Annotated in this window: 23 protein-coding genes and 2 tRNA genes; 15 read left to right on the top strand and 10 right to left on the bottom strand. The window is 39.7% G+C overall.

Annotated elements, in window-relative coordinates; all coding sequences use genetic code 11:
* Positions 1 to 12: 12 nt before the first annotated feature.
* The 5 genes from AC6H44_RS06665 to AC6H44_RS06645 form a co-directional block, all read right to left on the bottom strand.
* Positions 13 to 291, bottom strand: a complete 279-nt coding sequence (locus AC6H44_RS06665) for a hypothetical protein (protein WP_500738099.1) — start codon at positions 289 to 291, stop codon at positions 13 to 15.
* Positions 291 to 749: a GAF domain-containing protein gene (locus AC6H44_RS06660; RefSeq protein ID WP_500738098.1), complete on the bottom strand. Its 459-nt coding sequence runs from the start codon at positions 747 to 749 to the stop codon at positions 291 to 293. The genes AC6H44_RS06665 and AC6H44_RS06660 overlap by 1 nt, the downstream gene beginning before the upstream one ends.
* 128 nt (positions 750 to 877) lie before the next feature.
* Positions 878 to 1,258, bottom strand: coding sequence for a hypothetical protein (locus AC6H44_RS06655; RefSeq protein ID WP_500738097.1), 381 nt, complete (start codon positions 1,256 to 1,258; stop codon positions 878 to 880).
* A 166-nt stretch (positions 1,259 to 1,424) separates the two neighbouring features.
* Positions 1,425 to 1,515, bottom strand: a tRNA-Ser gene (locus AC6H44_RS06650).
* Positions 1,516 to 1,566: 51 nt separating this feature from the next.
* Positions 1,567 to 1,657, bottom strand: a tRNA-Ser gene (locus AC6H44_RS06645).
* A 252-nt stretch (positions 1,658 to 1,909) separates the two neighbouring features.
* Between AC6H44_RS06645 and AC6H44_RS06640 the strand changes: the two genes are divergently transcribed.
* The 11 genes from AC6H44_RS06640 (at position 1,910) to AC6H44_RS06590 (ending at position 9,634) form a co-directional block, all read left to right on the top strand.
* Positions 1,910 to 2,575, top strand: a complete 666-nt coding sequence (locus tag AC6H44_RS06640) for a Bax inhibitor-1/YccA family protein (protein WP_500738096.1) — start codon at positions 1,910 to 1,912, stop codon at positions 2,573 to 2,575.
* A gap of 55 nt (positions 2,576 to 2,630) precedes the next feature.
* The gene (gene tusD, locus AC6H44_RS06635; protein ID WP_500738095.1) at positions 2,631 to 2,984 is read left to right on the top strand and encodes a sulfurtransferase complex subunit TusD; all 354 of its coding nucleotides are present in this window, start codon (positions 2,631 to 2,633) and stop codon (positions 2,982 to 2,984) included.
* Positions 2,981 to 3,337, top strand: a complete 357-nt coding sequence (gene tusC / locus AC6H44_RS06630; RefSeq protein WP_500738094.1) for a sulfurtransferase complex subunit TusC — start codon at positions 2,981 to 2,983, stop codon at positions 3,335 to 3,337. Before tusD ends, tusC begins: the two co-directional genes overlap by 4 nt.
* Positions 3,334 to 3,600 carry a DsrH/TusB family sulfur relay protein gene (locus tag AC6H44_RS06625; protein WP_500738093.1) on the top strand — a complete coding sequence of 89 codons (267 nt, stop codon included), beginning with the start codon at positions 3,334 to 3,336 and terminating at the stop codon, positions 3,598 to 3,600. Before tusC ends, AC6H44_RS06625 begins: the two co-directional genes overlap by 4 nt.
* A 3-nt stretch (positions 3,601 to 3,603) precedes the next feature.
* Positions 3,604 to 3,933: a TusE/DsrC/DsvC family sulfur relay protein gene (locus AC6H44_RS06620; RefSeq protein WP_500738092.1), complete on the top strand. Its 330-nt coding sequence runs from the start codon at positions 3,604 to 3,606 to the stop codon at positions 3,931 to 3,933.
* Positions 3,933 to 4,610 carry a pseudouridine synthase gene (locus AC6H44_RS06615; RefSeq protein ID WP_500738091.1) on the top strand — a complete coding sequence of 226 codons (678 nt, stop codon included), beginning with the start codon at positions 3,933 to 3,935 and terminating at the stop codon, positions 4,608 to 4,610. Before AC6H44_RS06620 ends, AC6H44_RS06615 begins: the two co-directional genes overlap by 1 nt.
* A 234-nt stretch (positions 4,611 to 4,844) precedes the next feature.
* Positions 4,845 to 5,945 carry a tRNA 2-thiouridine(34) synthase MnmA gene (mnmA, locus tag AC6H44_RS06610; protein WP_500738090.1) on the top strand — a complete coding sequence of 367 codons (1,101 nt, stop codon included), beginning with the start codon at positions 4,845 to 4,847 and terminating at the stop codon, positions 5,943 to 5,945.
* Complete coding sequence (gene hflD, locus AC6H44_RS06605; protein ID WP_500738089.1) at positions 5,945 to 6,547, top strand: high frequency lysogenization protein HflD; 603 nt, start codon at positions 5,945 to 5,947, stop codon at positions 6,545 to 6,547. The genes mnmA and hflD overlap by 1 nt, the downstream gene beginning before the upstream one ends.
* A gap of 30 nt (positions 6,548 to 6,577) precedes the next feature.
* Positions 6,578 to 7,948, top strand: a complete 1,371-nt coding sequence (purB, locus tag AC6H44_RS06600) for an adenylosuccinate lyase (protein ID WP_500738088.1) — start codon at positions 6,578 to 6,580, stop codon at positions 7,946 to 7,948.
* Positions 7,949 to 8,023: 75 nt separating this feature from the next.
* On the top strand, positions 8,024 to 9,166 hold the full coding sequence (locus AC6H44_RS06595; protein WP_500738087.1) for a ribosomal protein uL16 3-hydroxylase: 1,143 nt from the start codon (positions 8,024 to 8,026) through the stop codon (positions 9,164 to 9,166).
* A 9-nt stretch (positions 9,167 to 9,175) separates the two neighbouring features.
* Entirely contained in the window at positions 9,176 to 9,634 is a 459-nt protein-coding gene (locus AC6H44_RS06590) for a GNAT family N-acetyltransferase (protein ID WP_500738086.1), read from the top strand.
* Between the two features lie 27 nt (positions 9,635 to 9,661).
* Here AC6H44_RS06590 and AC6H44_RS06585 read toward each other — a convergent pair whose 3' ends face one another.
* Both AC6H44_RS06585 and AC6H44_RS06580 read right to left on the bottom strand, forming a co-directional pair.
* Positions 9,662 to 10,879, bottom strand: a complete 1,218-nt coding sequence (locus tag AC6H44_RS06585; RefSeq protein ID WP_500738085.1) for a pyridoxal phosphate-dependent aminotransferase — start codon at positions 10,877 to 10,879, stop codon at positions 9,662 to 9,664.
* A gap of 120 nt (positions 10,880 to 10,999) precedes the next feature.
* Positions 11,000 to 11,344 carry an Hpt domain-containing protein gene (locus AC6H44_RS06580; protein ID WP_500738084.1) on the bottom strand — a complete coding sequence of 115 codons (345 nt, stop codon included), beginning with the start codon at positions 11,342 to 11,344 and terminating at the stop codon, positions 11,000 to 11,002.
* A 132-nt stretch (positions 11,345 to 11,476) separates the two neighbouring features.
* Between AC6H44_RS06580 and AC6H44_RS06575 the strand changes: the two genes are divergently transcribed.
* Together AC6H44_RS06575 and AC6H44_RS06570 are read left to right on the top strand one after the other, a co-directional pair.
* Complete coding sequence (locus AC6H44_RS06575; RefSeq protein WP_500738083.1) at positions 11,477 to 12,070, top strand: tRNA-uridine aminocarboxypropyltransferase; 594 nt, start codon at positions 11,477 to 11,479, stop codon at positions 12,068 to 12,070.
* Between the two features lie 25 nt (positions 12,071 to 12,095).
* On the top strand, positions 12,096 to 12,881 hold the full coding sequence (locus AC6H44_RS06570; protein WP_500738082.1) for a CLCA_X family protein: 786 nt from the start codon (positions 12,096 to 12,098) through the stop codon (positions 12,879 to 12,881).
* A 17-nt stretch (positions 12,882 to 12,898) separates the two neighbouring features.
* Here the strand turns inward: AC6H44_RS06570 and dcd are convergent, their stop codons facing one another.
* Positions 12,899 to 13,483 (bottom strand): dCTP deaminase, encoded by a 585-nt coding sequence (gene dcd, locus AC6H44_RS06565; RefSeq protein WP_500738081.1) that lies wholly within the window; start codon positions 13,481 to 13,483, stop codon positions 12,899 to 12,901.
* A 1-nt stretch (position 13,484) separates the two neighbouring features.
* Positions 13,485 to 14,561 carry an iron-sulfur cluster carrier protein ApbC gene (gene apbC / locus AC6H44_RS06560; protein ID WP_500738080.1) on the bottom strand — a complete coding sequence of 359 codons (1,077 nt, stop codon included), beginning with the start codon at positions 14,559 to 14,561 and terminating at the stop codon, positions 13,485 to 13,487.
* 177 nt (positions 14,562 to 14,738) lie between these two features.
* Between apbC and metG the strand changes: the two genes are divergently transcribed.
* The gene (gene metG, locus AC6H44_RS06555) at positions 14,739 to 16,763 is read left to right on the top strand and encodes a methionine--tRNA ligase (protein WP_500738079.1); all 2,025 of its coding nucleotides are present in this window, start codon (positions 14,739 to 14,741) and stop codon (positions 16,761 to 16,763) included.
* A 51-nt stretch (positions 16,764 to 16,814) separates the two neighbouring features.
* Here the strand turns inward: metG and AC6H44_RS06550 are convergent, their stop codons facing one another.
* Positions 16,815 to 17,336 (bottom strand): DUF2937 family protein, encoded by a 522-nt coding sequence (locus AC6H44_RS06550; RefSeq protein WP_500738078.1) that lies wholly within the window; start codon positions 17,334 to 17,336, stop codon positions 16,815 to 16,817.
* 294 nt (positions 17,337 to 17,630) lie between these two features.
* Here AC6H44_RS06550 and AC6H44_RS06545 point away from each other — a divergent pair, with 294 nt between their 5' ends.
* Positions 17,631 to 18,344, top strand: coding sequence for a flagellar brake domain-containing protein (locus AC6H44_RS06545; protein ID WP_500738077.1), 714 nt, complete (start codon positions 17,631 to 17,633; stop codon positions 18,342 to 18,344).
* Positions 18,345 to 18,357: the final 13 nt, after the last annotated feature.

The following is an 18,357-nucleotide window of genomic DNA, read 5'->3' as shown; positions in this document are numbered from 1 at the left end:
GAACCTATTTAATCACATCTTTTCATCAAGGGCAGAATCAACATAGTGAATGCTCCAATCCGCTAACTCTTCAAAGTCAGTTTCGATCACAGCCATATCACCACGTAAATGTTCCCAAATACCATTTATAATTTCATCAATTGATTCACAGTCTAAATCATCGGGTAGACGATCCCATGCCATATGAATCAAATCATTGAGCGTTTGCGCTACTAGTTCTTCGTCACCTTCCCAATCACCAACATCTTGAACGGCAAAAAGGTAGTCTTGAACATTTAGCAAATCTTTCATTACAAGCTAGCCTCTAAGCATTTTACAAGTGCTTCAAGCCCTGCTTGGTCATCAGTATCAAATCGGCCAATACTTGGGCTGTCTATATCAAGTACTGCAAATACAGAGCCGTTTTTCATGATAGGAACAACTATCTCAGAATTTGACGCTGCATCACAGGCTATATGACCGTCAAACGCATGCACATCTGAAACTAACTGGGTTTGCTCAGTTTCTGCAGCAGTCCCACATACGCCTTTTCCTACCGGAATTCGAATGCACGCTGGATTGCCTTGAAATGGGCCAAGTACCAATTCAGTCGGTGAATCCATAAAATAAAAGCCCGCCCAATTTACATCCTCTAAAGAAGTAAATAACAGCGCGCTAATGTTTGCCATATTGGCAATTATGTTTGATTCACCGCCTATCAGCGATTCAGTTTGCTTAACTAATGACTGGTAAAAATCGTGCTTTTGCATACCAAACTACTTCTTATTAAACATACAGTAGCTAAAGGTACTCTTTGTCACTAAAAATTGAAACCTTTTACGGGCAAAAAAAATGAAATTACATGGTTTTACAATGCACTTGGTTAAATAATCTGCAATTAACTTTGTACCGATTTACGTAAGCCAAATAAAAACAGTCCCGCAGCAAGTCCAGACATGACACTATTTATTAAAAATATCTCACCCGAAGTCGCACTCAGCAGATAACTAAAAATAGCACCACCGAGTAAGCCAAGCGTTAATACCCCAGAGTAATTAACCTTAGAATACTTAAACATCAGCAGGTAACCGGGCACAACAAAAGCTGCCATGGTCAAACCCACAATATGGGCATTGGCAATGGCCGTCATTAACAGCCCAAGAAAAATTGAAACGGCGTCACCACGTATTGTCACAGCGTAATAAATTCCTAATATGCCTCCAATAATAACAGGCGACAGGAGAGAAAGTGCGACGCTTTTAGCAAGTTGATGTTTCATATAAGTTCCTAAAAATACTCACCAAACGGTTAATTTAGCATGCACCAAGATCTTCGATATAGAAATAGAGACTATGGTCGTAATTACAATGAACGATGTTAGCTAAAAGGCAAAGTATGATAGGAAGATAAATGAAAAAGCCCGCTAAAAGCGGGCTTTAATATAATGGTGGAGAGATAGGGATTTGAACCCTAGAGGGGCTATAAACCCCTGCCGGTTTTCAAGACCGGTGCATTCGACCACTCTGCCATCTCTCCGAAAGTGCATAAATTACAAGTAAGCGAGTACTTATAATTATTTTAATAAGGTGGTGGAGAGATAGGGATTTGAACCCTAGAGGGGCTATAAACCCCTGCCGGTTTTCAAGACCGGTGCATTCGACCACTCTGCCATCTCTCCTCACGGCCTGAATAATAGGGAAACCCTGTGACTTTGTGAAGCTTTTTTTTCAATTATTTATTCAAGTGATTAAAAAACAACTAATTTGTTTAAACAAAAAGCAAAAAGAGCGGTTCCTGTACGGCGAGTGAACTTTTATTTAAATTTAGTTGTCTATTGTTCTACAAAGGTTTGCCCAAACATATAAGAGTTGGTAATCTAACTGAAGTTAAATTATAGGAACTATCTAGTTTCATTTACAGGAGCTCTACAATGGCATTTAATCAATCGTACAGTACTGCTAAACCGGTAACGTCGACCATTGAAACAAACAAAGTGCTTAAAAACACTTATTTTCTACTTGCAATGACACTTGCATTTAGTGCCGTCACTGCCGGCATTTCAATGGCCCTACAATTACCTTATTTCATGGGACTGGTATTTACGCTGGTTTCGTTTGGTCTGCTTTTTGTAGTTAACAAAAAAGCGGATACAGCGTCTGGTGTATTTTGGGTGTTTGCGTTTACAGGATTAATGGGCGCTGGTTTAGGACCTTTGCTGAACCACTACGCAGCTATGCCTAATGGCCCTATGCTAATTATGCAAGCCCTTGGCTCAACAGCGTTAATTTTTTTAGGTTTGTCTGCTTATGCACTTAACACTAAAAAAGACTTCTCTTTCATGGGTGGTTTTTTAACTGTAGGCTTAATTGTTGTTATCGTGGCAAGTATTGTAAATATTTTCATAGGTAGCTCTTTGATGTTTATGGTGCTTAATGCAGCGGTAGTGTTAATTATGTCTGGCCTGATATTATTCGACACAAGCCGTATAATTAATGGTGGCGAAACCAATTATATCCGCGCAACAGTTTCTTTATACTTAAGCGTATACAATCTATTTACGTCGTTACTTGCGTTACTTGGCGCAAATAATGACTAATTAAATAGTTCTGTTAAAATAGCCCCTTTATTGGGGCTTTTTTATTGGATTAGTTTTGGCACGTTTTGTACTTTCTTTACATACTCCACCATCAGATCACGATACCACACAGCGTATTGTTAAGTTTGCTCATGCTTGTTTGGCGCAGGGACATAGCGTTGATGCAATCTTTTTGTACCAAGGTGGTATTTACCATGCTTCACCTCATTTTGAGCTTGCCTCAGATGAGTTAAACTCCTCGTCACTTTGGCAACAGCTAGCAGATAAAGACATTGAACTTATGCTGTGTGTTACCGCCGCTGAGAAACGAGGCCTAAATACACAAAGTACTGGCGTATTTGCTGTGGCCGGTTTAGCTGAGTTCGCTATGCTCGCCAGTGAAGCAGACAAATGGATACAATTTAAATGATTAACGTACTTGTTATTAGCCAATCAAGTCCATTTGATGACATGCATATTCGCGATGCGCTTGATATGACACTTATTTTTGCCGCTGTTGATCAAAATATTAGTTGGTTATTTAGTGGCCCTGCGGTGTTAGCACTAAAAAAAAATCAAACCCCAAATAGCCTGGGAATAAAAGATTTTTTTAAAAATATTAAAACCTTAGAAATATACGATGTTGACAATATTTACGTCTGCGAAAAGTCACTTATTGACTTTGGTTTAAGTAAAAATGAGCTACTTATTGAAGCTAAAACCGTTAACTTTAACGCCCAAAAACAGTTAATTAAAAACCAGCAGCATGTGGTGACCCTATGAGCACTTTGCATATTTTCTCAAAACCACTGAACTATTACAGTGCAAACACGCTCGACAATCTTATTATGCTCACAGATAGTATTTTATTAGTGAGTGATGCCTGCTTTGCTAAAGAACAATACAAACAATTTGCTGATTCACTTTATATCTTAAAAGATGATGCACAGGCACGTGGTATATCACTAAATCTAAGTGACAAGCCGATCAGCTATGAAGAATTTGTTGCACTTAGTTTATCTACAAAACAATCAATCACGTGGTGAGTCATGCTGAAATTTAATAATCAAACAATAGACACAGATAAACAAGGTTATTTACTGGACCATACTATTTGGTCAAAAGAGTTGGCCGATATTATTGCTCAACAAGAGAGCATCATATTAACTGAGCAGCATTGGGAGGTTATTCACTTTGTCCGCGAATTTTATCTTGAGTACAATACCAGCCCAGCAATCAGAATGTTAGTCAAAGCCATGGCTAAAGCACTTGGTGAAGATAAAGGTAATAGTATGTACCTGTATAAACTTTTCCCTAAAGGGCCGGCTAAACAAGCAACTAAAATTGCAGGCTTACCAAAACCTGCACGGTGTATTTAATGAAAAATAAAGCCGAACATTCGCCATCTTCAGCGGCCAAACGCAACACTAGTCGAACTTATTCGCGCAGTAGTGTAAAAAAAAGCCCTGCAAGAAGAGCAATTAAGCCACAGATAGCACAAAACGATAGAAAAATTATCCTCTTTAATAAGCCTTATGATGTTCTTTGCCAATTTACAGACCAGCAAAATAGACAAACACTGGCTGATTTCATTTCCATTAAAGATATTTACGCTGCAGGTCGCTTAGACAGAGACAGTGAAGGCTTGTTATTATTAACAAACTGCGGGAAGTTACAAAACACCCTCACGGCACCAGGAAAAAAAACCAATAAAACCTACTGGGTTCAAGTGGAGGGAATACCAACACACGCCTCCATTGCTACGCTAAGTAAGGGAGTGGAACTTAAAGATGGATTAACCTTACCCGCTCAGGTGAGGCTAATTGACGAGCCTGTGCTTTGGCCACGCACACCGCCTGTGCGCGAGCGTAAATCAATCCCCACTTCATGGTTAAGCATAACCATAAATGAAGGAAAAAATCGACAAGTCAGACGAATGACCGCCCATATTGGTCACCCGACGCTACGTTTAATTCGCTATAGTATTGGTGAATACACCCTCGATGGAATTGAAACAGGCCAATACAAAACCAGTGGGCCATTAATAAACAGTTGACATTGTGGCCTTTTTTATCTGTCACAGGTAGCAAAGCTGACGCATTATGTTTTACCGTATGCACGCCCATACTTACACCGAAAATACGTAAGCAATGCTGTTCTAACCTTGCGCCACATAAAAACAACAACAAAAATCTATTCAATCCCTATCCTCTCTTTAAGCACCTGCAAAATACATGCTATAATCGCAACCTTTCCTAGTTAACAGTAATCTGTATAAGCGAAATTATTCATGAGCGAAAATAGTCACATTAAAGTCATCGTTGGTATGTCCGGCGGTGTTGATTCTTCTGTATCCGCCTATTTGTTAAAACAACAAGGTTACCAGGTGGAAGGCCTGTTTATGAAAAATTGGGAAGAAGATGACAATGATGAATATTGTGCAGCTGCTGAAGATTTAAAAGACGCGCAAGTAGTGTGCGACAAGCTGGGTATAGAGCTACACACTGTTAATTTTGCAGCTGAATACTGGGACAACGTATTTGAATACTTTTTAGCAGAGTACAAAGCAGGCCGTACACCTAACCCAGATATAATGTGTAATAAAGAAATTAAATTTAAAGCCTTTTTAGAGTTTGCAGCGCAAGCATTAGGCGCTGATTTTATAGCAACAGGCCACTATGTACGCCGTGAGTTACGTGATGATAAATACGTGATGTGCCGTGGCCTAGATGATAATAAAGATCAAAGCTACTTTTTATACGCATTAAGCCATGAACATATCGCGCAGACTCTTTTCCCCGTCGGCGACATTGCCAAACCTGAAGTGCGCCGAATTGCTCAAGAACAAGATTTAATTACCCATGACAAAAAAGACAGTACCGGTATTTGTTTTATTGGCGAGCGAAAATTTAAAGATTTCCTACAAAAGTTTTTACCAGCGCAACCTGGCGTAATTGAAGACACCGAAGGCAATAATGTTGGTGAACATGAGGGCCTGATGTACCACACTTTAGGCCAACGAAAAGGCTTATTAATTGGCGGCATGAAAGAAGGCTCAGGTGAGCCTTGGTATGTGGTCGATAAAGACTTAGAACGTAATGTATTAATTGTTGGCCAAGGTAAAAATCATCCACGGTTATACAGTAATGGCCTTAATGCCAACCAATTACATTGGGTAGACAGAATTGGCCCTCAAGGTACCACGCGCTGCACTGTAAAAACCCGTTACCGCCAAGAGGACTTAAACTGTACATTGCTGGTTGGTGAAGATGGTATGGCACGTGTGCTATTTGATGAACCACAAAAAGCGGTAACCCCTGGACAATCTGCTGTATTTTACGCTGATGAAGTGTGTTTGGGCGGTGGTATCATTGATTCGGTGATTAAATAATGAATGAACATCAAGTCATGGCGCTTGCTGCCATGTGCCAAGTAGCGAAACAAGTTCAAAAGGTAGCCCAATACGGTCGCTGTGATGAACAAGACTTATCAACTTTGTTATCGAGTATTGTACAAACCTCACCTAATTCGCCTGACGATGTCTATCAGGGGACACAAAACTTGCGTGATGGTTACAAAATATTAATAGCACAACTGAGCGCTGGTGCTCAAAAAGATGTCGAAATTGTTAAATATGTAGGCGGCTTGATGCAGCTAGAGCGTGCTCTTAACGCCAACAGTAAACGCCTTAATGAATTGGCTAAGCGCATAGATGATATTCATCGTCGTTTAGACCACTTTGCCATCACCGATGACAGTGTTGTTGCCGGTTTAGCAGATATATACTCGTCGGTGCTGAGCCCCCTTGGGCACCGAATTCAGGTTTATGGTAAACCCGAGTTATTAAAACAGCAGCTCACTCAAAATAAAATCCGTGCGTTACTTTTAGCCGGTATCCGTAGTGCAGTATTGTGGCGTCAAATGGGCGGCAAACGTCGTCATTTCTTTTTTGCAAAAAGAAAAATTCTCGCTATAGCTAAAACAAAAATTTAATTATCGTTCAAACTAAAATTAGGAGTTATTATGGAGCTTTCAGCGTTAACGGCTATCTCTCCGGTGGATGGTCGCTACGGCAGCAAAACCACTGAATTACGCAGTATTTTTAGCGAATTTGGATTAATCAAATACCGCGTAATTGTTGAAGTGCGTTGGTTGCAAGCGCTAGCTGCAGCAAGCGATATAAAAGAAGTCCCTGCTTTGAGTGAACAAGCCAATGGACTGTTAAATGCTATCGTCGATAACTTCTGTGAAGCCGATGCTCAGCGCGTAAAAGATATTGAACGCACTACTAATCACGATGTGAAAGCCGTTGAATACTTATTAAAAGAAAAAGTAGCCAATAACGCTGAATTACATGCCATTAATGAATTTATTCACTTTGCCTGCACCTCAGAAGATATTAATAACCTCTCTCATGGTTTAATGTTAAGTGAAGCGCGTAATAATATTATATTACCCTATTGCGACGAGCTATTAAACGCCATTAAAGATAAAGCCATTGAATATAAAGCTATTCCTATGATGACCCGCACCCATGGACAGCCTGCTACGCCATCAACCATGGGTAAAGAGTTTGCAAATGTTTACATGCGTTTAAAGCGTCAACGTGACCAAATTGCACAGGTAGAAATGTTAGGTAAAATAAATGGCGCTGTAGGGAACTACAATGCACACCTAAGTGCATACCCTGACTACGACTGGCACACCCATGCTGATAAGTTTGTAACTAGCCTAGGTTTAACTCTAAACCCGTTTACCACACAAATTGAACCGCATGATTACATTGCTGAGCTTTTTGATGCAATTGCACGCTTTAATACTATTTTGCTCGATTTTGACCGCGACATGTGGGGCTACATCGCACTTAATCATTTTAAGCAAAAAACCATTGCCGGTGAAATTGGTTCATCAACTATGCCCCACAAAGTTAACCCAATTGATTTTGAAAACTCTGAAGGTAACCTAGGCTTAGCCAATGCGATATTTAATCATTTAGCACAAAAACTACCGGTATCTCGCTGGCAACGTGATTTAACCGATTCAACCGTATTACGTAACTTAGGTGTAGGTATGGGTTATGCGGTAATTGCATACCAATCAACCCTTAAAGGTGTAAGCAAGCTTGAAGTGAACGCGCAACGTTTAGCGGATGAGCTTGACCAAAACTGGGAGCTGCTAGCTGAGCCCATTCAAACCGTTATGCGTAAATACGGTATTGAAAAGCCCTATGAAAAGCTAAAAGATTTAACCCGTGGTAAACGTGTAAATCAAGAAATTATGGCTGATTTCATCGATGGTTTAACATTACCAGAGGCTGCAAAAGCAGAAATGAAAAAACTGACACCGGCTAATTATATTGGCCGTGCTGTTGAGTTTATTGATGATTTAGTTTAATCAATCAAATCTACTAATAAAAAGCGAAAGGTATCTGCCTTTCGCTTTTTTTGTCATTAACGTTATAGGCATTCTATGTATCAATTAAAAATAAATGAATTATCTGAGCAAGCGTTCTTAAATCAATATTGGCAAAAAAAACCATTATTGATCAAGGGGGGATTTAGTAACTTTCAAGACCCACTTGATGCGAATGAATTGGCAGGTCTTGCTATGGAAGACAGCATAGAGTCGCGTATAATAACCAACCACAATCAACAATGGAAATCGTATCAAGGGCCATTTGACGATTTTGAGATACTCACTGATGAGCATTCGACGCTACTCGTGCAGGCCGTTGATCATTGGCTTCCAGAAGCAGCTCAACTACTTGAGCCATTTCGCTTTATACCTAATTGGCGAATAGATGATTTGATGATCAGCTACTCGACCCCCGGTGGCGGCGTTGGTCCACATTTGGATCAATATGACGTATTTATTATTCAAGGTGAAGGCAAACGCCACTGGCGAGTGGGCTTACCCGATCCGACACTAAAACAATTTGCCCAAAACAAAACTTTATTACAAGTTGAAGCCTTTGCAGCGGTTATTGACTGTATTTTAGAGCCCGGTGATATTTTATACATACCACCAGGTTGCCCGCATGAAGGCTATGCAGTTGAAAATGCATTAAACTATTCAGTCGGATTCAGAGCACCCAATCAACACGATTTACTTTCTAGTTTTGCAGATTATATTATCGACACAGAAAGTGGCCAAAAAAGGTATACCGACCATACCCTCGCCCTTCGTGACTCTAAAGGTGAACTAACCCAAAGCGAAGTCGATAAAGTAAAAACACTAATGCAAGCATTACTTGAAGACGATAGCTTATTTAAACACTGGTTAGGAAATACCCTTAGCCAACCTAAGCATGATATGGACTTAGCCCCTGAAGAAAACCCATACAGTGTTGTACAAATACAACAATTACTCGAAAACCAAGTAACATTTGAGCGATTAGGCGGCACCCGTGCAATTTATCAATGCATGGATACAGCGCTACTTTTAAGTATCAATGGCGAAAACTATTCTTTACCTTTATCTGATTTGGAAGCGGTAAAACAGCTAACTGATCAAATTAAATTTAATAGCGATGAGCTAAATTCGACCACTCCTAGCCTAGATTTTATCAAAACGTTTACTATACTGGTTAATGAGGGTATTTGGTTTAGTTAGGGAGAGATCATGGTTTACAGTGTTGGCAAGGTTGATTGGCAAAATGAAAGAAGTCAACTTCAACAAATACGAGAACGTGTATTTGTTTATGAGTTACATATTCCAAAGAATATTGAATTTGATAATCTAGATGCACTCGCCCAACATATTTTAGTGACCGATAATATGCACTCAGCGGTTGCCACAGGTCGATTATGTAATGATGGCTTAATTGGTAGAATCGCTGTATTACCTCAGCATCGCAACCGCAATGTTTATAAGTCACTGCTTAATTTCATTGTCAAGCTAGCTGCGGAGCAAGGTATTGAAGCAATCAGCATTAATTGTGTTTTAAATGAAGTAGAACGATTCAAAAACCATGGGTTTACTGTGCAAGGATTCGTTTTTATGGAAGCTGGAATACCGAGACAACGCATGCAATGCCCTATCACATGTTTTAAAACGCGCCCATTTACACTAATTCATTAAACGAGCCATTTGGCTCGTTTCTTTCGTCTATTCTTGTCGGTAATCTTTGAAAAAACGCTGCATTTTCATCATCGCGCTGCTCAAATCATCTTTATTAGGTAAAAACACTAACCTAAAATGATCCGGCTCTGGCCAATTAAACGCACGACCATGCACTAATAATATTTTTTCTGCTTTTAACAGATCAAACATCATTTGCTCATCGTTTTTAATGTTAAAGTGTGCAATATCGACTTTTGGAAAGGCGTAAAGTGCCCCTTTTGGCTTTTTACAGCTGATCCCCTCAATTGCATTTAACCCACGCCAAGCAATATCTCGCTGCACATATAAGCGCCCACCTGGGTCAATTAAGCTATCTATAGATTGTACCCCACCCAGCGCTTGCTGAATTGCATATTGCGCGGGCACGTTTGCGCATAGTCGCATTGAGGCAAGAATGTCTAAGCCTTTAATTAAATCACTCATTAATGCGGTACGACCACTTAGCACCATCCAACCCATTCTAAGCCCAGCTGCACGATAGGTTTTAGCTAAGCCATTAAAAGTAATCACTGGAATATCGTCGCACAATGCACCAATAGAAGTATGGCTAATACCATCGTATAAAATTTTCTCGTATATTTCATCACTCAACAGTAACAGTTTGTGCTCTCGGGCAATACTGATCAACTCTTCAAGCAAGGCGTCACTGTACACAGCCCCTGTTGGGTTGTTTGGATTTATGAGTACCAGAGCTTTGGTTTTAGATGTAATTTTGCTTTTAATGTCTGCAATGTCGGGAAACCAATCTTGTTCTTCATCACATAAATAGTGAACAGGATTACCACCCGCTAACTTTACCGACGCAGTCCAAAGAGGGTAATCAGGCGCAGGAATTAACACTTCATCGTCATTGTTCAACAGCGCTTGGGTGACCATTTGAATAAGCTCGCTTACGCCATTACCAATATAAATATTATCTACATCTAAATTAAATAAACCACGTTGTTGATAATGCTGATAAATAGCAACACGAGCAGAATAAAGCCCTTTAGAGTCACAGTATCCTTGCGCCGAATATAAATTACGAATTATATCGCGATGCATATCCTCTGGCATATCGAAACCAAATGCTGCGGGGTTGCCTATATTAAGCTTGAGTACTTTTTGGCCTTCGTCTTCCATTTTTTTAGCTTGTACTAAAACAGGACCACGGATGTCATAACAGACGCCGTCTAGTTTATGACTCTTTTTTATTTCTGACATTGTTACCTCTAAAGAGCGGGTTAATCATTAGACTAACTTAATAAATCCGTGAATTACTAGAAAAAATAAGCGCTTAAAACTGAAAAAAATTCACGTTAACACTCTTTTTGTTATCTACATTTAGCGCTGTGCTAACCATGCATTGAGTTTTGCTTGTGAGCCAGTAACTTGCGCCATCAACCTATTTACTGCATCAACCGCTTGCTGCTCGTTAGCATTATTTAAATTATATTCAACCAAGCGAGCAACTTCGGCTAAACTTATCGCACCAAATTGAGCCGCATTAGATTTTAAACTATGAGCATTGCGAATAGCGGCTTCTTTATCTTGGCCGAGGTTAGCAATAACTTCGCTAGCCAATCGTTCAAGTTCCGCACAACAAAACGCCAGTGTCTCTGGGAATTGTTCACCTAACAGCGATTCCATATTCTTTAAAGCGGACTCGTCGATACTAATATCAGTCATGTCAATGCCTTTTGATCCGGTTAGTCGATTGAATTCATCCCCTAATACTCTATATCGAAGCACAAAAAAAACCAACTTTATTAATGCAAAAATGTATAATTGCGTCAAATCCATTAACCGCAAGGTTAACTTATGGCTCGCGCCCTTTGTCAACACTGTCATTTTTCGCTAAGAACCTGTATCTGTAGCGCAATTATAAATGTTAATAACCGTACTCAGGTTATTGTTTTACAGCACCCAAGTGAAGTAAAAGTTAGCAAAAATACCGCACAGCTATTAGCATTGAGTTTAAAACGCTGCACTATCATCATAGGCGAAAATAATCAGGATTTCGCCTGTTTACAAACCTTGCCATTAAGTACAACCGTTTTACTCTACCCCAACGAGCGCGCTATTGAGTTAGATATACCCAATAAGAGTGAAAATTTGCAGCCCATTACACACTTAATTGTCATTGATGGGACATGGAGTAAAGCCTTTAAAATTTTACAATTAACGCCGTTATTACAACAGTTTAAAACAATAAGTTTTAAACATGTTCCAACTAACCGTTACGCTATTCGTAAAGCCCCAAGAGCAGATAGCTTATCGACCCTTGAAGCGGTAGCGCATAGCTTATTGTTTATCGAAGCACTCAATCCAACGCCACTTTATAATTTATTATATGAATTAATAGAAAAACAAACCCAACACATGCCTGCTCACGTAAAAGCACGTTACTTATGATGTATAAACAGCAATAACATAACCAATGCGTAATACCACCTCTCGATTAAAGCGCGGATTTACTCGCCAAGGCCCCGACTATCGTTTTGACGACCAAGTTGATTTTAGTGATATAAGAACCACGTTTGGTTTTCGCTCTATGGTAGTTGGTAAGTGGGTGACCAAAGAAGAGCGTTTTATTAGTGCCAACTTAATTTATGATGCGCTAGCAGATTTAGCGCAAATTTTGCATTTACCACCCACTGCTATTGGCCTGCGTGGCAAACTTAATTTTGCTTTTGGCCACGGTGGGCAAAAAGGCGTGCAAGCACATTATAATGCGTATGATCAAACCCTTGCACTTGCTAAAAATGCAGGCGGTGGCGCTTTAGCCCATGAATGGTTTCATGCTTTTGATCATCATATTAGTGAGCATTTATTTAAATCAAAAACTCGGTTTGGTTTCGCTTCTAAATTATGGTTATCAAATACTCCCGACTTAAGCCACCCGCTTAACGATGCATTAAATCAATTTTATAAGCAGGTGTTTTTAGAGCAAAACGGCGAGCATGCCAATGAATTTGTAAACAAATGTATTGCGTTCGATAAAGCGCATAATCAACACTATATGAGTATGCCTGAGGAATTGGCTGCTCGCTGTTTTGAAGCCTGTATCAATGAGCATAAAACAATCAAAAACAGTTTCTTAGTCGGCGGGTTAAGTAATAATAATTTAATTTATCCTGAGCTAAAACACACGTTACACGCCAATGAAGCGCTTAACCATTATTTTCAACTGTTAGGTTATGCGCTTCATCAATTAGAAAAATAAGCGATTGTTTAGCTTAGTTATTTATCGTCACTTATACGACTCGCCACAGCACTATTTTGATCTTTGTATTTTGCATCGATGCGAGTGTTATAAGGGTTTTCACACGGGCCTGTAAGGGTTTCAAAGCTCATTGCACCTATTTTCATCATAGGTCTAAGCGCCAGTGGAAGTTTTCCGGAGTTATAAAATTCTAAAACAATATTACCACTCCAGCCAGGATCAATTCGGTGCGCCGTTACATGCACCATTAAACCTAAACGTGCCAACGATGAACGGCCATCTAACCAACCAACAATATCTGCAGGTAGGGTTACTTTTTCATAGGTAATTGCTAGCGCAAGCTCGCCTGGATGCAAAAAGAACGCCTCACCTTCAGCTAATACAATCTCGTCACTCATAATTGATTCAAGTGCTTTATTAAGCTGATCTTTTGGGCCACTTAAATCAACATAAGCGGCGTTATGCGCATGAAATGTTCTAAATTTATTTCCTAAACGAAGATCCGCAGTCACCCCGGAAATCATTTCACTGGTAGGCGCCGGCTCAATGATAATGCGCCCGTCGTTCAAGTATTCTTTAATATGTGTATCTGAAAGTCTCATTTTAATCTTCCGTTATCACAACTTCAATCGCGTTGTGATGGTGTTGATAGTAAAGCGTGCTGGCAATCAATCGTGCGGCCGCGCTGTAAGTTTTGCTAATAGCTGCACTTGCATCATTGGCAATCAACTTACCTTGCTCAGAGTATTCTCTGATATCAATCGCAAGCGGAATATGGCAAAGCACCGGCACACCATGCTTCATGGCTAACTTTTGCGCCCCATCTTTACCAAATACATGATTGGCTTCGCCGCAATGCCCACAAATATAATGGCTCATATTTTCAATTAAACCGAGCACGGGCACATTTACTTTGTTAAACATAGCAATGCCTTTTTGCGCATCAGCAAGGGCTAAATCTTGCGGTGTGGTCACAATGACTGTGCCGCTAGCAGGCACTTTTTGACTCATAGTTAATTGAATATCGCCTGTGCCTGGCGGCATATCGACAATTAAGTAGTCAAGTTCACCCCAATCAGTTTCATTTAATAACTGACTAAGCGCGCCTGAAGCCATAGGCCCGCGCCAAACAGTGGCATCGTCGCTAGGGACTAAAAAGCCGATTGATTGCGCTTTAATGCCGTTAGCGTCAAACGGTTGTAATTGTTTATTGTCTTTAGTGACAGGTTCACTGCCCACTAATCCCAATAACATTGGAATTGACGGGCCATAAATATCAGCATCCAGTATGCCTACTTTAGCGCCTTCATTTTTAAGCGAACCCGCAAGGTTAACTGCGGTGGTGGATTTACCCACTCCTCCTTTACCTGAGGCCACTAAAACAATATGTTTAATGGCTTTAAATTTTGCAGCCTCTTTGAGGTGAACACTGGCCGTTACGTTTACATCAACCTTTAAACGCTCAGTCAAAAATTGAGCCACGTACGGCATTTCAGATTGCGCCGCAAAAGGAAGAATGAGTTTAACTGTAATCGATTTATCGGTGTGTTGAGTGATATCAGTAATAAAATCTTGCTCAATACCCACCGCGAAAGCAGCACTGCGATAGGCCGCAAGAGCAGAAATAATCGGCTGTTTTTGCACCGATTTTGTAGAGAATAGTTTCGACAGTCCAAACATAGCAATAAAATAGCGTTTCTTTGATGAAAAGTGCTGCGGAATTATGTAACATTCAGGACATTAACACCAGTCAATTAGTAAATATCGACAAGCAGTGTGCGTTGTTCTCACCTCGCTTATCGATAATGTAATAATTTTCATCTGTTCCTAACTAGGAACGCTTAATTCGGAATAATTATGGCACAGCGAAAGATCCTGATCACTAGCGCATTACCTTATGCCAATGGCCCTACGCATTTAGGGCATTTATTAGAGTATATTCAGACTGATATTTGGTCGCGTTTTCAAAAACTACAAGGCCACGAAGCATACTATGTGTGCGCCGATGATGCTCATGGCACACCTATTATGCTTAATGCGCAAAAGCAAGGGATCACGCCAGAGGAAATGGTCAAAAACGTTAGCATCGAGCGCCAACGCGACTTTGCTGATTTTAATATCAAATTTGATAATTACCACAGTACCCATAGCCAAGAAAATAAAGAATTTAGTGAGCTTATTTATAACCGTCTTAACGATGCCGGTCATATTAAAAAGCACACTATTTCACAGTTATTCGATCCAGAGAAAGGCATTTTTCTGCCAGATCGCTTTGTTACTGGCACCTGCCCAACGTGTAAATCAGAAGATCAAAACGGTGATAGCTGTGATGCGTGTGGCGCAACTTACAGCCCAACTGAGCTGATTAACCCGCGATCTGTCATGTCGGGTGCTGAGCCCATATTAAAAGATTCTGAGCACTACTTTTTTGATTTGCCCGCCTTTGAAAACATGCTTAAAGAGTGGCTACACTCAGGCACAATTCAACAAGAAATGGCCAACAAGTTAGATGAGTGGTTTGCCGATGGCTTGCAACAGTGGGACATTAGCCGTGATGCACCTTACTTTGGTTTTGAAATTCCAAACGCACCAGGTAAATACTTTTACGTATGGCTAGATGCACCTATTGGTTATATGGCCAGCTTTAAAAACTTATGTGATAAGCAAGGCATCGACTTTGATGCATTTTGGCAAGAAGGCTCAAACGCTGAGCTTTACCACTTTATCGGTAAAGACATCATCTACTTCCACAGCCTATTTTGGCCTGCGATGTTAGAAGGCGCTCAATTTAGAAAGCCAACTAACGTATTCGCCCATGGGTTTGTTACGGTCAATGGCGCAAAAATGTCTAAATCAAAAGGCACGTTTATTAAAGCGCGTACGTATTTAGATAACCTAGATCCAGAATTTTTACGTTACTACTACGCAGCTAAACTTAATGGTGGCATTACCGATTTAGATTTAAACCTAGAAGATTTTGCCCTGCGTGTAAATTCAGACTTAGTGGGTAAAGTAGTCAATATTGCCAGTCGTTGTGCTGGTTTTATTACTAAAAAGTTCGACGCTAAGCTGAGCAATACGGTTATGCAACCTCAATTACTTGCAGAATTCCAAAACGCATCGGCTACAATCACCGAATATTATGAGAGCCGTGAATACAGCCGTGCAATTCGTGAAATCATGGCACTTGCTGATAAAGCAAACCAGTTTATTGATAATGCAGCGCCTTGGGTGCTTATTAAAGATGAGTCAAAACAAGAAGAAGCGCATCAGGTTTGTTCACTAGGACTTAACCTATTTCGCGTATTGATCACCTATTTAAAACCAGTGTTACCTGGTATGGCAACTAATGTTGAAGCTTTTTTAAATGATGAGCTGTCATGGCAAGGTGCGCAAACAGCGTTAGTAAACCACCCTATCAATAAATTTAAGCCGTTAATGCAACGTGTAGACATGGATAAGGTAAACAAAATGGTTGAAGAATCAAAAGAAAGCCTAATCGCTGAAAAAGATAAAATCGATCCTAATAGCCCGCTTGCAAAAGAGCCTATTAGCGAAGAGATTGAGTTTGATGACTTTGCAAAAGTAGACCTGCGTATAGCTAAAATTGCTAAAGCCGAACACGTAGACGGCGCAGATAAACTACTTAAGTTAACCCTTGATTTAGGCGGTGAAACTCGCCAAGTATTTGCTGGTATCAAATCGGCTTATGCACCAGAAGACATTGAAGGTAAGTTAACGGTAATGGTTGCTAACCTTAAACCACGTAAAATGCGTTTTGGCATGTCTGAAGGCATGGTACTTGCCGCAGGACCAGGTGGTAAAGAAATTTACATTCTTAACCCAGACGATGGCTCTGAGCCGGGTATGCGCGTAATGTAATTATTATCGTTAAGAGCCGCTAATATTTAGCGGCTTTTTTATTGCGTAACATCAATAATACAGTTTGAGCGAATTGGATGTATTTCGTTTTTTATAAGCAACATATAAAGTATGCGGTAACATAACAAGCTGATTTAATATAATCGCTAATATCAGCGCAAACAATAAGGCACTGGCCGTTAAAGGAATGCCTAGCTTAAAGTTATCAAGTGTATTTTGTAACCTATCAAAACGCTCGAACGAGAACATATACACCATTTTTTGCAGCAAATTACCTTGCTCAAATATTACTACACCCTGTTTTAAATCAGTAAATAGCGCCAGAGTTTGCTGTTTTTGTTTTGCATCAGCTCTGACACTCAGCTCAACGTTTGTCAAATGACGATTTATCATCGTTTGTGTACTAGGAAACTTATATTGCTTAGCAGTCTCTGCATAACCATCCACTTGCCCTTTGGTTACATAGAACATCCCCGCTAGGTTTTGCTGATAATGATCGCTCAGTTGCGGTAGTTGCAGTGCAACAATATAAGCGCAAGCGAATATTAATTTATCAAGCATGTTGACGATCATAGTTATGCCTTTTGTTGCTTTAAATAAAAAAATCAGTGTAAGTGACTATAACATGTACCCATAATTTATCGATTGAAAAGTGATCGCAAGCTAATAACCCTGCGTAAAATTTAAGTGAAACCTCATCAATTTAAAGGAAAGTCATATGTTTAAAAAAATAGCGTCTGTTTTAACTTTTGTACTATAATAATCACAAACTATTAATCCCTTTTTTAAAATACCCTCTTTTGTACTAGTGATTTTTACATAATATTCAAACATAATTAAAACTCTGTTAATATTGAGAAAGTGTTTGTGGAAACAAATAAAAATAATACCACTATTGAAAGTAAACCAACCGAAGCTCAAAAGAAGTTTTTTCTTGATCTACTTCCAGGGAAGTTGATTGATATACAATTTAACAACCCTATTCAGGTTCGCTTTAAACTCACGTTAATTGGCTACGATACCGGTAAATATTTAATATTAAAATACCCAGCCCAAGCGGGTAAAAATGATTACAGCGATATTCTTGTTGAAGGGAAAGGCGCCATTGTGCGTTACATCATTGAAGATGAACGTGGTGAGTGTGTTGCCTTTTCAACTAGTATATTGGCAATTTCAATTCGCCCTGAACGATTAATTTATTTAGCTTACCCTAAAAAGATTGAAAGCCGTCAGCTACGTGAGAAAAGCAGATTACCAACACACATCCCTGCTAAAATTAGTTTGCACAAAGGCGACCATGATGCCGATAGTAAAAGTTTACTCCACGGTTTAATTATTGATATTTCACCCACGGGTTGCCGCTTTGCTATACACGTCAGTTCTGGATTTGTAGCACTGAAAAAACGCCAAGTGTTTGTGCATATACTTTCCCCGTTAGACAACGAGCCGGTGATTATCACTTCGTTTATACGAAATAATCAAATGAAAGGTGACCGTTTAAGTGTTGGTATCGAATTTGATGCATCAGAGCAACTCAAGCTTAATAAGTTATTAGAAGCCTATTCAATTGATATTGATTAATGCCTTAATAAAT

Source organism: Pseudoalteromonas sp. TAP-3C (assembly GCF_059888565.1).
This window is presented reverse-complemented; position numbering and strand designations above follow the sequence as displayed.

Bases quoted from the DNA above. Each gene is read 5' to 3' on its own strand.
- AC6H44_RS06665 (WP_500738099.1), bottom strand. From the start codon at position 291: ATGAAAGATTTGCTAAATGTTCAAGACTACCTTTTTGCCGTTCAAGAT.
- AC6H44_RS06660 (WP_500738098.1), bottom strand. From the start codon at position 749: ATGCAAAAGCACGATTTTTACCAGTCATTAGTTAAGCAAACTGAATCG.
- AC6H44_RS06655 (WP_500738097.1), bottom strand. From the start codon at position 1,258: ATGAAACATCAACTTGCTAAAAGCGTCGCACTTTCTCTCCTGTCGCCT.
- AC6H44_RS06640 (WP_500738096.1), top strand. From the start codon at position 1,910: ATGGCATTTAATCAATCGTACAGTACTGCTAAACCGGTAACGTCGACC.
- tusC (WP_500738094.1), top strand. From the start codon at position 2,981: ATGATTAACGTACTTGTTATTAGCCAATCAAGTCCATTTGATGACATG.
- AC6H44_RS06625 (WP_500738093.1), top strand. From the start codon at position 3,334: ATGAGCACTTTGCATATTTTCTCAAAACCACTGAACTATTACAGTGCA.
- AC6H44_RS06620 (WP_500738092.1), top strand. From the start codon at position 3,604: ATGCTGAAATTTAATAATCAAACAATAGACACAGATAAACAAGGTTAT.
- AC6H44_RS06615 (WP_500738091.1), top strand. From the start codon at position 3,933: ATGAAAAATAAAGCCGAACATTCGCCATCTTCAGCGGCCAAACGCAAC.
- mnmA (WP_500738090.1), top strand. From the start codon at position 4,845: ATGAGCGAAAATAGTCACATTAAAGTCATCGTTGGTATGTCCGGCGGT.
- hflD (WP_500738089.1), top strand. From the start codon at position 5,945: ATGAATGAACATCAAGTCATGGCGCTTGCTGCCATGTGCCAAGTAGCG.
- purB (WP_500738088.1), top strand. From the start codon at position 6,578: ATGGAGCTTTCAGCGTTAACGGCTATCTCTCCGGTGGATGGTCGCTAC.
- AC6H44_RS06595 (WP_500738087.1), top strand. From the start codon at position 8,024: ATGTATCAATTAAAAATAAATGAATTATCTGAGCAAGCGTTCTTAAAT.
- AC6H44_RS06590 (WP_500738086.1), top strand. From the start codon at position 9,176: ATGGTTTACAGTGTTGGCAAGGTTGATTGGCAAAATGAAAGAAGTCAA.
- AC6H44_RS06585 (WP_500738085.1), bottom strand. From the start codon at position 10,879: ATGTCAGAAATAAAAAAGAGTCATAAACTAGACGGCGTCTGTTATGAC.
- AC6H44_RS06580 (WP_500738084.1), bottom strand. From the start codon at position 11,344: ATGACTGATATTAGTATCGACGAGTCCGCTTTAAAGAATATGGAATCG.
- AC6H44_RS06575 (WP_500738083.1), top strand. From the start codon at position 11,477: ATGGCTCGCGCCCTTTGTCAACACTGTCATTTTTCGCTAAGAACCTGT.
- AC6H44_RS06570 (WP_500738082.1), top strand. From the start codon at position 12,096: ATGCGTAATACCACCTCTCGATTAAAGCGCGGATTTACTCGCCAAGGC.
- dcd (WP_500738081.1), bottom strand. From the start codon at position 13,483: ATGAGACTTTCAGATACACATATTAAAGAATACTTGAACGACGGGCGC.
- apbC (WP_500738080.1), bottom strand. From the start codon at position 14,561: ATGTTTGGACTGTCGAAACTATTCTCTACAAAATCGGTGCAAAAACAG.
- metG (WP_500738079.1), top strand. From the start codon at position 14,739: ATGGCACAGCGAAAGATCCTGATCACTAGCGCATTACCTTATGCCAAT.
- AC6H44_RS06550 (WP_500738078.1), bottom strand. From the start codon at position 17,336: ATGATCGTCAACATGCTTGATAAATTAATATTCGCTTGCGCTTATATT.